The organism is Streptomyces sp. NPDC047042 (assembly GCF_040644035.1).
Taxonomy (GTDB): Bacteria; Actinomycetota; Actinomycetes; order Streptomycetales; family Streptomycetaceae; genus Streptomyces.
Map to the genome: position 1 here is coordinate 17,623 of NZ_JBEYVP010000064.1, position 14,202 is coordinate 31,824.

At 74.1% G+C, this 14,202-nt stretch carries 7 protein-coding genes and 1 pseudogene; 3 read left to right on the forward strand and 5 right to left on the reverse strand.

Annotation, left to right across the window (positions count from 1 at the left end; genetic code table 11):
- Window positions 1-48: 48 nt before the first annotated feature.
- Window positions 49-1,551 carry a S1 family peptidase gene (locus tag ABZ855_RS44920; protein WP_360818697.1) on the forward strand — a complete coding sequence of 501 codons (1,503 nt, stop codon included), beginning with the start codon at window positions 49-51 and terminating at the stop codon, window positions 1,549-1,551.
- Between the two features lie 147 nt (window positions 1,552-1,698).
- On the opposite strand, the gene ABZ855_RS44925 is transcribed toward ABZ855_RS44920, so the two are convergent.
- Complete coding sequence (locus tag ABZ855_RS44925) at window positions 1,699-3,852, reverse strand: SpoIIE family protein phosphatase (RefSeq protein ID WP_360818700.1); 2,154 nt, start codon at window positions 3,850-3,852, stop codon at window positions 1,699-1,701.
- A gap of 563 nt (window positions 3,853-4,415) precedes the next feature.
- Between ABZ855_RS44925 and ABZ855_RS44930 the strand changes: the two are divergent.
- A pseudogene (locus tag ABZ855_RS44930) lies at window positions 4,416-4,706 on the forward strand (LuxR C-terminal-related transcriptional regulator); the annotation flags it as partial.
- Here ABZ855_RS44930 and ABZ855_RS44935 read toward each other — a convergent pair.
- From ABZ855_RS44935 to lanKC, 4 genes are all read right to left on the reverse strand, one after another.
- Entirely contained in the window at window positions 4,632-6,917 is a 2,286-nt protein-coding gene (locus ABZ855_RS44935) for an ABC transporter ATP-binding protein (RefSeq protein WP_360818703.1), read from the reverse strand. The pseudogene ABZ855_RS44930 and the gene ABZ855_RS44935 sit on opposite strands and share 75 nt — an antisense overlap.
- A complete protein-coding gene (locus ABZ855_RS44940) occupies window positions 6,904-8,637 on the reverse strand; it encodes an ABC transporter ATP-binding protein (RefSeq protein WP_360818706.1) in 1,734 nt (577 codons plus the stop codon). The genes ABZ855_RS44935 and ABZ855_RS44940 overlap by 14 nt, the downstream gene beginning before the upstream one ends.
- An 88-nt stretch (window positions 8,638-8,725) precedes the next feature.
- Window positions 8,726-8,842 (reverse strand): SapB/AmfS family lanthipeptide, encoded by a 117-nt coding sequence (locus tag ABZ855_RS44945; protein ID WP_360818709.1) that lies wholly within the window; start codon window positions 8,840-8,842, stop codon window positions 8,726-8,728.
- A 57-nt stretch (window positions 8,843-8,899) separates the two neighbouring features.
- Window positions 8,900-11,542, reverse strand: coding sequence for a class III lanthionine synthetase LanKC (gene lanKC / locus ABZ855_RS44950; RefSeq protein ID WP_360818757.1), 2,643 nt, complete (start codon window positions 11,540-11,542; stop codon window positions 8,900-8,902).
- A gap of 141 nt (window positions 11,543-11,683) precedes the next feature.
- On the opposite strand from lanKC, the gene ABZ855_RS44955 reads away from it, so the two are divergent.
- A complete protein-coding gene (locus ABZ855_RS44955) occupies window positions 11,684-14,161 on the forward strand; it encodes a SpoIIE family protein phosphatase (protein ID WP_360818712.1) in 2,478 nt (825 codons plus the stop codon).
- The last annotated feature ends 41 nt before the right edge of the window (window positions 14,162-14,202 follow it).

The window sequence follows — 14,202 nt, forward strand, 5'->3', positions numbered from 1 at the left end:
CCGAGAACCATCGGCGGCTAAGACCCCGCCCCGCAGGAGGTCAAGAAGTTGAGTCACAAGCGAGTTCCGAAGCGTAAGGCCGCGATAGCGGTGGGCAGTGTCGCGGCGCTCGGAGCGGCGGCCCTGCTGCTGCCCAACGCCATGGCGTCCCAGACCGACGCCGCGGCCGGCGCGGCGCCGAAGACCCTCAAGGCGACGGATGCCTCGGATCTGGCCTCGCAGCTGCAGGAGTTGCTCGGCGACGCCTTCGCGGGCTCCTACTACGACGCCGACAGGCAGCAGCTGATCATCAACGTCGTCGAGGGCGACAACAACAACGTCATCGTCCAGGCCAAGAAGGCCGGCGCCGCTGTTCGCGAGGTCGACAACAGCATCGCCGAGCTCAAGGCGGGCGCGCAGACGCTGAAGGCGAAGGCGACGATCCCGGGCACCGCCTGGGCCCTCGACCCCCGCACCAACAAGATCCAGGTCACCGCCGACAGCACGGTCACCGGCGCCAAGTGGGACACGATCGAGTCGACTGTCAAGAGTCTCGGCCCGGGCATGGCGACGATCAAGAAGACGCAGGGCACCTTCAAGACGTTCGTGGAGGGCGGCGACGCCATCTTCGGCGGCGGCGCCCGCTGCTCCCTCGGCTTCAACGTGGTGACCGGCGACGGTACGCCCGGCTTCCTGACGGCCGGTCACTGCGGTGTCGCGGTGGCCGAGTGGGCGGACGAGGAGAACGGCGAACCCATCGCCACGGTCGAGACGGCCACCTTCCCCGGCGACGGCGACTTCGCACTTGTGAAGTACAACGACCCGGCGACCGTGGCGGCCAGCACCGTCGACGTCGGCAACGGCCAGACCGTCGACATCCTCCAGGCCGCCGAGGCAGCGGTCGGCCAGCAGGTCTTCCGCATGGGCTCCACGACGGGCCTCAACGACGGTGAGGTCACCGGCCTCGACGCCACCGTGAACTACCCCGAGGGCACGGTCACCGGCCTCATCCAGACCAACGTCTGCGCCGAGCCCGGCGACAGCGGCGGCTCGCTGTTCACCCAGGACGGCGGCGCGATCGGCCTGACCTCGGGCGGCAGCGGCGACTGCACGGTCGGCGGCGAGACCTTCTTCCAGCCGGTCACCACGGCCCTCGAGGCCGTCGGCGCGACCCTCGGCGAGGGCGGCGCGGGCGCGGGCGCCGGTGAAGAGGCGGGCGCGGGCCAGGACGCCGGTGCCGGTGAAGAGGCGGGCGCCGGGCAGAACGCCGGTGCGGGCGAAGAGGGCGGTGCCGGTCAGGACGCGGGCGCCGGTCAGGACGCCGGTGCCGGTGAAGAGGCGGGCGCCGGGCAGAACGCCGGTGCCGGTGAAGAGGGCGGTGCCGGTCAGGACGCGGGCGCCGGCCACGACGCCGGACTCGGTGAAGAGGTCGGTGGCGACGAGCTCGGCGGTGTCGACGACATCGGCAACGGCGCCGACAACGGCCTCGGTGACGGCAACGGCCTCGGCGACAACGGCAACGGCAACGGTGCCGACGACGGCACGGGCCTGGGGAACAACCAGAAGCACTGATCGGCCACGCCAGTAGTACCGGCCGACAGAAACGCGGTCCGGCCCTCCGGCGGGAGGGCCGGACCGTTCTGCGTGCGCGGACCCGTCGTCCGCGGGGCAGCGCCGTGACGACCCGTCAGGGCCGGTACCGCACGGGGGGGGGGTCGGTCAGCGCTCGTCACCCCGCGTCTTCAGCAGCAGCAGCGCGATGTCGTCCACCCGGTCGGTCACCCCCGCGCCGAACTCGACCAGCCCGTCCGCCAGTTCGTCCAGCGGCCGGTCCCCGGTCTCCGCGAGCCGACGTCCCAGGGCGGCCAGCGTCTCGTCGAGGTCGACGCCCGGCGACTCGATCAACCCGTCCGTGTACAGGGCGAGCACACAGCCCGGCGGCAGCTCGACCTCGGTCGTCGGGTACGTGGCCGAGGCGTCGATCCCCAGCAGGGGACCCCCGGCCAGGTCGAGCACTTCGACCCGGCCGTCCGGGAGCCTCAGCAGCGGCTGGGGATGCCCCGCACGGGCCAGCACGGCCCGGCCGGTGCCCGGATCGAGCCGCAGATACAGACAGCTCGCGAACAACTCGGTGCCGAGGTCGATCAGCAGCCGGTTGGTGCTGCTCATCACCTCCTCCGGCGCCTGCCCGACGGTCGTGTACGCCCGTACGGCCGTACGGATCTGGCCCATCAGGCCGGCCGCAGGCACGTTGTGCCCCTGGACGTCCCCGATCACCGCCGAGGCCCGCCCGTGCGAGGGCACCAGGTCGTAGAAGTCGCCGCCGATGTCCATGCCCTGGGTGGCCGGCAGATAGCGCGCGGCGGCCTCGATGCCGGGCAACGACGGCAGGGAACTGGGCAGCAGGGCGGCCTGGAGGCCGTGCGCGACCCGGTGCTTGGCGTCGTACAGCATGGCCCGCTCCAGAGCCTGGGCGATCATTCCGCCGAGACTCGTCAGGACGGCGCGCTCGTCGGTGGGGAAGTCGTGCCGTTCGGCATAGCCCAGCACACAGGTGCCCACCGGACGCCCGGACGCGATGAGCGGCAGAAACGCCCAGGCCGCCATGGAACCCGGTACCTCCCGCACCACCGGATACGCCCGGTCCAGTTCCCCTCGGGACCCGAAGAAGGCGGGCACACCCGTGGTGAGGACCTGGGTCCCCGGGTTCTGGTCGCTCAGTGGCAGACCGTCGAACCGCTCCACCAGCTGAGGATCGGCGAACCCGCGATGCCCCACCACGCGCATGCGTCCGCCGCCCGAGCGCAGCAGCACCAGCGTCTGGCAGCCCACCGCGGGCATGATCTCGTCCGCGACCAGCTGGACGACGTCCTGGACACCCGCCGCCTCGGTGAGCGCACCCGCCAACGACAGCACCTGCGAGATCGTGACCAGACTGGACGGACCGCCCTTCCGGCGCCCCGTACGGTCCAGGTCGGCCACCGCCCGCGCAGGTGTGATGCGGACGCTCAGCCCGGTCTCGCTCGGATACAGATGGAACGACAGCCAGTCGCCGGGCGGGCGCAACGCCACGAACGAGGTGACGTGCAGGCTGAACAGCGCGGCGCGGTAGCGGTCCTCGTACACCGGATCGTCGAGCCAGGGCACCGACACCCACAGTCGCGAGCCGAGCAGCGCGCTCGCGGGGACGCCGAGCAGCTCCGCGGCCGCCGTGTTGACGAAGGAGACCCGCCCGTGCAGATCGAGGGAGCACAGCCCGTACGGCAGCCGTGACACCATCCGCGCCGCCTCGACCGTGCCGAAGGTCTCCGCCGTCGGCACATCGGGCGGGATGGCCAGCAGATCCGCCTCGGGCCCCAGCGGACGGCGCTCGACGACGGCCCGTTCCAGGCGCAGGGCCAGCCGGTCGCAGGCCGCGCGGAGCTGCTCCCGCTCTCGGTCCGACAGCTCCGAAGGGTGCGAACCGGGCCAGGTGACGAAGACCGACCCGTACACCGCGGAGTCCGTCGCCAGCGGTACGGCGGCCAGCGCGAAGGGGTAGGGAAGCACCACCGCGACCCGAGGGAAGCGCCGGGCCATGTCCTCCTCGCCGCCCACCCACACGAACCGCCGCTCACGCGCCGCCTCGGCGACGGGAACCGGCGCACCGAGCCCGACCCGCTCCCAGGGCGCCGCGAACGCCCGGGGCAGCCCCGCCATGACGGCCATCTCCAGCACCGACCCACCGGGCTCCAGCAGATACACCGCGCCCGCGAGAGCCCGGACCTCCTCCATCATCCCGGCGAGCGCCAGCGACAGCAGCGGCCTCCCGAACGGGGCCGAGGGAGCCTCGTCTCCCGGCGGCCCGTGGGCGGAGGTCCGTCCGTCGGCCATCGGGACCACCTCCTCACCGGGCCGGGTGCTTCCGACTCAAGGCTCTGTCCACTCGGGCCGTCGCGCACGGCGAGCGCCCGCCGCCCCGCCCCCGCCTCGGGCCGAGACACCTCGCCAGGCGGGGGTCCCACCGAATACCCCCTCCGCACCCGCTCATGTCCCCCCGGTCGAAGCACGGGCCCGGCGCGGGAGCCCCCCGGGTGCGCCCCCGCGCCTCCCGTTGGCCAGTTCTGCACGCCCCGGGGTCGCCCTGAGAACCGAGTGCCGAAAACGGGGCACACGCGTCAGCGGTGAAGTGGGCCGACGCGAGTGAAGGAGCTGTGGTGATCCGAGTGCTGCTGGTGCACGACGCGAGTCTGGTGCGGTCGGTCCTGGCGGAGTGGCTGCGCCAGGAACCCGACCTGGGGGTGTCCGAGGCCTCCTGGCGCTGCGCCGGGGGGAGGGTGCGGGCGCTGCGGCCCGATGTCTGCGCGGCCGACCTGGAGAGCCTGGACTCGTACGGCTTACCGCCGCTGGGTGAGTTACGGGGGCGCGGGTCGGGCGCGGCCGCGCCCCGCCTGCTGGTGCTGGCCGGCGCCGGCAGACCGGGACTGCTGAAGCGGGCGGCGGAGGCGGGCGCGCTGGGCTACGTCGACAAGGAGAGGGAGGGCGCGCCGGAACGATTGCTGTCCGCCATCCGCAGCGTCGCGGCCGGCAAACGGTTCGTCGACGACTCGCTCGGCTTCGGCTTCCTCAGAGCCACGCAGATCCCGCTCACCCGGCGTGAGCTGAGTGTCCTGTCACTCGCCGCGGACGGGGCGTCCGTCGCGGAGATCGCCGGCAGCCTGCATCTGTCCCACGGAACCGTGCGCAACTACATGGCGGCCATCACCCGCAAGACCGGGGCCCGCAACCGCATCGACGCCATCCGCATCTCGCAGGGCGAGGGCTGGCTGTGACGGCACCGGCGGCGTCGCCGACCAACTGCCGACCAGATCGCGGTAGAGGGGCGAGCGCTCCAGCAGTTCGTCGTGCGTCCCGTACGCGCACTCCCGGCCGTCCATGACGAGGACCCGGTCGGCGCGGCGCGCGGAGGCGATCCGGTGCGCGACCACGACCATGGTCGTGCCCGGCCGGTCGGCGAAGGCCCGCTCGGCGCGTTCCTCCGCCTCCGGGTCGAGATGGCAGGTCGCCTCGTCGAGGAACGCCACACAGGCGTACGAGAGAAACGCCCGGGTCAGCGCGATCAGCTGGCGCTCGCCGGCCGACAGAGCGGCCGGGTCGACCAGGCCCTGCGGTCCGCCGTGCCGGTCGAGGAGCGCGGTGAGCCCGACCGCCTCGGCGGCGGCGAGCAGTTCGGCCTCGGGCACGGGTTCCGGCCGCAGACAGCCGAGGTTCTCGGCGAACGTCCCGCTGAACACGTACGCCTCCTGGGGGATGACGACCCGATGCGCGCGGGCGGCTTCGCCGGGCACCGGATGCCCGCACAGCCGGATCGTGCCGCGCCGGGGATCGAGGAGACCGGCGGCCAGGGAAACGAGGGTTGACTTGCCGATACCACTGGGACCGACGACGGCGAGCCGGGTGCCCGCGGGCAGGCTGAGCGTGAGGTCGTCCACGACGGGCGCGCAGGTGGAGCCGTAGGCGAAGGTGAGGCCGGTGATGGCGAGAGCGGGCGTGTCGGCGGGGGTGGATGCGGGCGGGGTCGGGGACGTGGGGGTGGGTGCGTTGGTGGGCGTGGGCGCACGTGGGGGTGAGGGCGGCGACGTGGGGGCGGGTGGGGCCGCGAGTGTGGGTGCGCGAGCCTCGGTGGGCGTGGGCGTGGGTGCAGGGGTGAGTGCCTCGGCGGGTGCGGCCGAGGGCGTGGGGGCGGCCGCTTCGGCGGGTTCGGGCGAGGGCTCAGGAGCGGGTCGGGCCGCAGGTGTCGGTGCCGGAGGCCCGGTGGGCGTGGGCGCACGTGAGGGTGAGGGTGGTGACCCGGGCGAGGGCGTGGGGGCGGGAGTCTCGGTGGGCGCGGGCGCGGGGGTGGGTGCAGGGCCGGGAGCTTCAGTGGGCGCGGGCTTGAGGGAGTGGGCGGGACGGGGGGGCGCCCCGCTGTCGTCGCCCCCCGCCCGGCCGGGCGGTACGAGGCGGCGTAGGACCACCGCGAGGCGGGAGCCGCTGGTGCCCATGCCGTGGACCAGGTTCTGCAGGGCGGGCAGCAGGGACTGGGTGACATAGGCCAGCGCGCCCACCAGGGCGCCGGGGGTGACGCCCCGGCGGAGCAGCCAGGGTGCGGTGAGCAGGAGCAGTACGAGGGGCAGCTGGCCCCCGACGGCGATCGACGCGACGCGCGGCACCCCCCAGCGGGCCAGCGAGCGCGCGGCCCGCAGCTCGGACTCGACCCGGTCGCCCACGTCGGACGCCACCCGCTTCTCCGCGCCCGACGCGGTCACGTCCCGCAGCCCCGCGCAGACCTCCCCGAACCGGTCGGCGAGCGCTTCGTCGGCGACCAGGAACGCCTCCTGGCGGCGGGCCAGCGGGCGCATGCTCGCCGCGAAGAGGCCCACGCCGAGGACCAGTGGGGGAGCGACCACCAGCAGCAGGGGCGGCGCCAGCGAGGCCAGCCCGATCAGCGCACCCCCGGCCGTGAAGACGAACGAACGGGACACCATCACCACCCCGGCGAAGGTGTCCCGGGCGATCTCCACCTGCTGGGTCAGCGCGGACAGCGCCCCGCCGTCCGCCTCCCGGACCCCGCGCGCCACCACCCGCTCAACGAGCCGGTCCCGCAGCGGTTCGACGAGCGCGGCGACAGCCCCGTACACCCGCCGGGTGCCGTACGCCCCCACGGCGACCGCGAGCGCGGCGACCCCCAGCCAGCCGAGGCCGACGCCCGCCCGGCCCCGCAGGAACCCCTCGTCGAGGGCGCGGGCCAGGGCGTACCCCATGAGGAAGGTCTGCGCGGTCTCCAGCACGGACCACAGCACGAGCCGCGCCACGACCCGCCGCTGCTGTCGCAAAAAACGCAGCCCACGCGCGCGTAGGCCGAGTTTTCCCGCCTCTCGTCCGGCGGACCGCCGCCGGGCGCGCTCACCCCGCGCCATCCGCGAACACCTCCCGGTAGCCGCTCTCGCGCCACAGCCGCGCATGCGTGCCCACCGCCCGCACCCGCCCCGCGTCCAGCCAGGCCACGGTGTCCGCGCGGGCCGCGGTGGAGGCCCGGTGGGCGACGACGACGCGGGTGCCGCCGGGGGAGTGGTGCAGCAGGGCGTCGACGACCTGGTGCTCGGTGACCGTGTCGAGGCTGGACAGCGCGTCGTCGAGGACGAGCAGCCTGCTGTCGCGGGCCAGCACCCGGGCCAGGCCCAGGCGCTGCCGCTCGCCCCCGGACAGGGGCGCGGCCCGGCAGGGGGTTGCGTAGCCGTCGGGCAGCCGGCGGACGAACGTGTCGGCGCGGGCGGCAGCGGCGCCGGCCCGGATCCGGTCGGGCGGCGCCGCGCGGACGCCGAGGCCGATCGTGTCCGCGACGGTGTCGCCAAGCAGGGCGGGCCGTTCGAAGGCACAGCCGATCGCCCGGCGCAGCTCGTCGTGGTCCAGTTCGGGCAGCGGCACGCCGTCCAGGAGGACGGTCCCCTCGTCGGGATCGGCCAGGCGGCCGGCGAGGGCGGCGAGGAGGGACTTGCCCGCGCCGGAGCGGCCGACCACGGCGAGGGTGGAGCCCTCGGGGACGAACAGGTCGACGCAGTCCAGGACCGTCCGTCCCCCGCGCCGGGCGGTGACCCCGCGAAGCTCCAGCCGGCCCCGCCCCGGCGGCAGGCGGCGGCCTCCGTACCGTGTGACCGGCTCGGCCAGCACCTCGCCGATGCGCCGGGCCGACGCCCGAGCCCGGACCAGCCCCGACAGCTGCCCGACCAGCACACCGACCCCGGCCGCCAGGACGGCGTACCGCGAGGCGGCGAGCATCTCGCCCACTGTCAGCCGGCCGTGGACCAGCAGGACCCCCGCCACCGCCACCACCCCCAGTTGGAGCAGCGGGGCCAGAACGACCGCCCTGGCCGCCGCGCGTCCCTGGACGTGCCACATCCGGTGGCCCGCCCGGGCGAGTCCGGGCAACGGCCGCAGGATCCTGGCGGCCTCCCGGTCCGCCGTCCCGCACGCGGCGATGGTGCGTGCGCCGCCGATCGCCTCCGCGAGCCCGCGCGCGATCAGTCCCTGGGCTTTTTGGTAGTCGGCGGCGCATTGTGCCGAGTCATGGGTGAAGGCCCGCAGCAGCATCGCCAGCAGCGGCGCCCCGGCGAGGAACACCGCGGCCAGCCACGGGTCGAGCAGACCGAGCGCGACCACCGCCCCGACCGGTCCGGCGACCCCGGCCAGCAGCGCGGCCAGGGAGGCGGGCGCGATGCCGGCCTGCGCGGCGTTGCCGACCAGCCGGGCCACCAGTTCACCGGACCCGAAGCGCTCCTCGGCCCGTGGCCCCACGGCGAGCAGGTGCCCGGTCAGCCGGTGGCGCAGCAGAGCCGTCGCGCGGGCGGTCGTGGCTGCGCCCAGCACGGTCTCGACGGCGTCGAGCACGGCCATGAGAAGGACGAGAGCGGTGCACCACAGGACCCAGCGGACGGCCCCGGAGCCCAAATCGTCGGGGTTCGCCAGCAGCGCGTCGAGGGCCCGCCCCAGGGCGAGGGGCAGGGCCAGGCTCAGGACCGTGGAGACCGTGGCCGTCAGGAACAGGGCCGCGCAGCGTCCCCCGGTGCGGCGGACGGTCGCGCGCAGCGGCGATGTGGTGTCCACGGCCGGGGCAGAGCGGTCGTCGGTGGCTGTCGTCATGTCGGGTGGTCCCTCCGCGCGGGGTGACCGACCGCCGGGCGGCCCTCCACGAGTGGGAGTGACCGCCCGGCGTCCGTGCGGGAGATGCTCAGAGACAGAGGGCGACGCTGGCCGCGCTGACGCAGGACAGCAGGCTCAGGGTGCTGTTGCCGCCCGTGTTGGCGGTCTCGTCGGACTCCATCGTCTGAAGGTCGAGCAGTGCCATGTCGATTCCTTTCCTTCGGTCCCGGTGACCCGGGTTCCTGTGGGGACGGGTGTCGCGTCACGACTCCTCGGTCGGAGCCGCGTCATGGGGCCGCCGCAGCGGCGGGAGGAAGGGCAGAGCGGCGGGGGCCGACTCGTCGAGGGCCGCGCCGAGCGCGAGCAGACAGCCCGCCGTTCCGGTGCCCAGGTCCATGGAGAGCCTCATCATCTGGTGCCCGGGGAAGGCCAGTTGGCCCTGGTACGACATCGCGTACCAGCCGAGCCCCGCGATCTGCTCCCGCAGCCGGGCCTCGGGGGCGCCGGTGCGGGCGAGGTGCAGGATCATGCCCGCTCTGCCCTGAAACAGACCGGGCTGCGCGTAGAAACGCGAGGTCGCGGAGGTCAGGATGCGGTCGCGGGCACGCTCGAAGTCCTCGCGCCGGTCGGTGTGGGTCGGCGCGTGCTCCCCGGACGCGCCGAGCGCCAGGTAGTCGTCCAGGACCAGGCCGATGCCCACGCTGCCCTCCGCGAGGTACGGCATCGTCCGCCATCCCTCGTCGACCTCGAGTCCGCCGCCCCGCTGGACGACACAGCCGTCCAGGTCCCGGCGCAGCGCCGTGCCGGCCGCGTCGAGCAGCGCCGGGTCGCCCGTCACCTCGTACTGGCGCAGGAACAGCAGCGCGGGCCCGCTCGCGCCCCGCAGCAGTCCCGCGCGCCGCTTCGGCGGGTCCGGGAGCGGCTCGGCCAGACGGCCCACCAGGATGTCGGTGACGTCCTGGGCCCGCGCTGCCAGCTCCGTCTCCCCGGTGGTGTGCGCCAGCCTGCCGAGGACCAGGCCGAGACCGGCGAGGCCGCCGCGCAGGTCCGAGGAGAGCTTGTGCCACTTCTCGCGCAGGACCAGGTCGATCAGGTCGAGCGCCCGCTGCCGGTGCCCGAGCAGGCCGAGGACATGGGCGACGCCCGCGAGACCGTCGTACAGCCCCAGCGGCGTGCCCACCGGCACCGGGTCCGTGTGGGCCAGCAGCCAGCGCTCGCCCTCCTCGTACCGCTCGGCGCCCGCCTGGGACAGTGCGTACAGCACTCCGGCCGCGCCGTGCGCGAGGCCGAGTCCGCCGCCGTCGGAGAACTGGGTGATGTCGCCCGGGAAGAGCCGGTCGTCGCGGTCCGGGGTCGCGGAGGCGAGGATCGCCTTCACCATCGAGTCGCGGCTGTACGGCCAGTCGCCGGGGTCGACCGGAGCGGCGGGCGGTGAGGGTACGCGGTGGGCCGGCCCGCGCGCGGACACGTCACGGGTGATCTCGGCGACCGCCTCGGCCAGGAACTCCTCCGGTACGTCCGGGAACTGCCCGGCGATCACCTCGGCCAGCTGCGCCGCCTTGCCGCGGTCCACCACGAACAGGGTGGTCAGGGGCATGAACAGCGCGAGCCGCAGACACGCCAGCGCGTACCGGTCGACGTCCGTGCCCCTGCGGTCCGGCGGGGCGAAGAACCCGGGGTGGGCGACGACCTGCCGGCCCCGCTCCTCGACGGGTGCCGCCGCCTCGAAGTCGACCAGGGACACCGACTCCTCGTCGGGCGCGACCATGATGTTGAAGATGTGCAGGTCGTTGAAGACGATCCCGCGCGCGTGCACCGCGTCGAGGGCTTCCTCGACCATCCGGTGGATACGCAGCGCCCACCGCGTGTACGCGGCCACCGCCGCCGGATCCGGGTCGTGGGTGAGCAGGGGGTGGCGTTCGGCGAAGAAGGAGTTGAGGGGACGCCCCTCCACGAAGTCCATGACGAGGAAGCGGTGGTCCCCGAGCGTGAACCAGTCCCGCACCTGCGGCACCGACTCCAGCCCCGAGACCCGCTCCAGCGCGGCACGTTCCCGCTCCAGCCGGGTGACCGCGTCGGCGCCGTCGGCCGCCAGCCCCGCGTGCGGCCGCCCCTCCTTGAGGACGACCCGGCGCCCGTCGCGGGTGTCGGTGCCCACGTACACGCCACCGCCGTTGGAGAAGTGCAGGGCCTTCTCGATGCGGTACGGCAGGTCGGCGACCGTCGTCGCGTTGCGGGCCGCGAGCTGCGCCTCCAGGAACGCGGGCAGCCGCACCCACTCCGGTACCTGGAAGGAGGGCGCCCGCCGGTCCGGCACCAGCCGCCCCTCACCGTCCCGCACCGCCGGCACGAGCGAGCCGCGTTCGTCGACGACGAAGGAGCGCGCGAACGCGCCGTAGCGCACATACAGCGGGCCGTCCTGCCAGCGCAGATCGGTGAGGATGTACGGCCCCTCGCAGCCCTCGAGGAGTGCGCCCAGCTCGGTCAGCACCTGGTGCAGCTGGTCCTCGTCGGCCGGGTAGACCGTCACGAACTTGCCGCTGCCGTCCCGGCCCGCGTACTTGGTGTTGCGCAGATGCAGCAGATGCGGGCCCGGCAGGAACTTGAACGGGATGCCGCGCGGCACGCAGTACTCCCACACGGTCTCGGCGATCCGCTCGGCGTTCGCCCGGGTGGCCGAGGCGTGCACCTTCCAGCCCTGGGTCGGTCCGGGCAGCGGGTCACCGTCCGCCCCGAGCGGCGTCAGCGTCAGCCAGTCGCCGATCCGGTCCGCCCGCCAGCCCTCCGGCACCGCACGACCCGCTGTCTCGAACAAGGGAGCGGTTTCGCCCGGTGCGGACAGCCGGTCGGGCGTCTCGTAGAAGTGCCGGTCGGCGAGCGCGTACACCTCGTACCGCTGGTCCATGCCCACCTCCTCGATGTCTGGCACCGAGCCTTCCAGCCCGCCCCCGGGGCCCGACAGTCACCGCTGTCACGAGACGACCGTGCGGAACGCATGGACGACCTGGAACGCCAGGGGCTGCGCCCGAGCCCCATACGCGCTGTAATGACGAACGTGGTCAGTGAGGACGCGGGACGCGCAGCGACAAGGGCGCGTGCCGAACTTGCCCTCAAGTCGCTCACCGCCGATCTCGACCCCCGCGAACGCCTCCGCCGCATCCTCGAACAGACACTCGTCTTCACCGGCGCGACCGTCAGCGCCGTCTACACCCCGGGCGACACCGGTGACGTGCTGTGCCTCGTCGAGTCGGCCGGCGTGCCTCGCACCCTGTACGGCCTGCGCGACAGCTACGCGGTGGCCGGCGGATCGCCCGCCGCCGACGCCCACCGCACCGGAACGCCCGTATGGCTCGGCCCGGACGAACTCGCCGACTGCGCCGAGTCCCGGCGGCTGCCCGCCGGTACCGTCCATCTGGCCGCACTGCCCGTCCGCGCCGGGGCGGCGGTCGGTGACGGCGGCTGTCTGCTGGTCGTGACGGAGTGTCCTGGCGGCTTCGACGAAAACGCCCGCGACTGCCTGGAACTGTTCGCCGACGCCGTCGCCTGGCCCGCCCCGCCCACCGCCTCGGACGCCGGCGAACTGTCGGACAACGCCTTCAGCCTCGCCATGGACAGCGGACACGTCGAGGTCGGTGACGAACTCCTCGACCTGTTCGCACTCGATCGCGCCGACTTCGACGGCAAGGTGGAGACCCTGCTCGGCCTCACCGTGCCCGAGGACCTGCCCTCACTGATGTCTGTCGTCGAGGCCGACCACATGTCCATCGGCGACCGCGAGCTGGAGTTCCGGGTCCTCCAGCCCGCAGGGCCGCCGAGATGGCTGCGGCTGCGCGGGCGGCTCGAGACCGTCGCGGAGGGCCGCCCGGCCCGGCTGGTGGGCACGGTGGGCGACGCCTCCACGCTGCGCTCCGGCGTCACCGACGTGGCCCGCGTCCAGCGCCTCGCCGCCGCCCTGGCCACCGCCGGGACCGTACGCGACGTCAGCCAGGCCGTCGTCACCGCGCTGCGCAAGCCGCTGCGGGCCGACCGGATCGCCCTCGCCGAGCTGGAGAACGAACGGATGGTCGTCACCGTCCTGGACCCGCCCGAACCCGAGGCCTGGCCCGGGCTGTGGCGGTTCGAATGGCGCTCCGAGTGGCCGGAGTCGCCCGTGCGCTTCATGCCCACCGTGGCCGCCGCCCTGCGCGAGGGCCGCGCCGCCATCTGGCCGGCGGGCGCCGAACTGGAGCCCGCGCTCGAAGGCGTCGGCCCCGGCGGCCTCGCCGTGCTGCCGCTGCCCGCGGGCGGCCGGATGGCAGGCGTCTGCATGATCGGCTGGGACGACCCGCACGAGTTCGGCACCGACGAACGCGCCCTGCTCACCGCCGCCGCCGGCCTCGCGGGCCAGGCCCTGACCCGCGCCCACGCCTTCGACGCCGAACACGAACTCGTCGGCATGCTCCAGCGCACACTGCTGCCCCGCCGCCTGCCCAAGCTCCCCGGCGGGGTCGCCGAGGCCCGCTACCTCCCCACCACCGAGGGCCTGGAGGTCGGCGGCGACTGGTACGACGTCATCCCCCTGCCCGACAACCACGTGGCCCTCGTCATCGGCGACGTCCAGGGACACAACGCGGGCGCCGCCACCCTCATGGGCCAGATGCGCACCGCCCTGCGCGCCTACGCCGTCGAGGGCCACCCGCCGGACGTCGTCGTCTCCCACGCCAACCGTCTCCTCGTCGACATGGAGACCGACCTCTTCGCGACCTGCTGCTACGTCGAGGTCGACATGGAGGAGGGCACCGCCTGGTACGTCCGCGCCGGCCACATCCCCCCGGTCGTCCGCAACCCCGACGGCACCACCGAGATCACCGAGTCCGAGGTGGGTCCACCACTCGGCGTACAGGCCCGGGCCGATTACCCGATGAGCCTGATCCGCCTCCAGCCCGGCACCCTGCTCGCCCTCACGACGGACGGCCTCGTCGAGTCCGCGGAGATCGACGTCGAGGACGGCCTCGACGCCCTCGCGGCCAACCTCGCCGCCGCCGACCCCGCCCACCTCGGCCTGGTCGCCGACGCCCTCCTCGCGGACGCCAACCGCAACGACGACGTCGCCCTGCTCCTGCTGCGCTACGACGCCATGGAACGGCGCCCGCTGCGCGAGAGCTGGACCGTGTGGCGGGTGCCCGAGGCCGTCCGGCACGCCCGCCGCTTCACCCGGCGCACCCTGCGCACCTGGAGTTTCGCGGGCGAGGCAGGGCTGCAGGAGAACATGGACACCGTGCTCCTCGTCGTCTCCGAACTGGTCACCAACGCCCTCGTGCACACCGACGGCCAGGTCCGTCTCGACCTCACCGTCTTCAACGGCCGGCTGCGGGTCGCCGTCGCGGACAACTCGCCCCGCACACCCATCAAACCGACGAACCTCGGCTGGGAGGCCACCGGAGGCCGCGGCATGCTCCTCGTCGAGGCCATGTCGGCGGCCTGGGGAACCGTCCCGGTCAGCGGCGGCAAACAGGTGTGGAGCGAGATCGCGCTGGAGCCCTGAGGACCGCCCGGCGGGTCCCCGCGCCGGTCACTCTGAGGCAC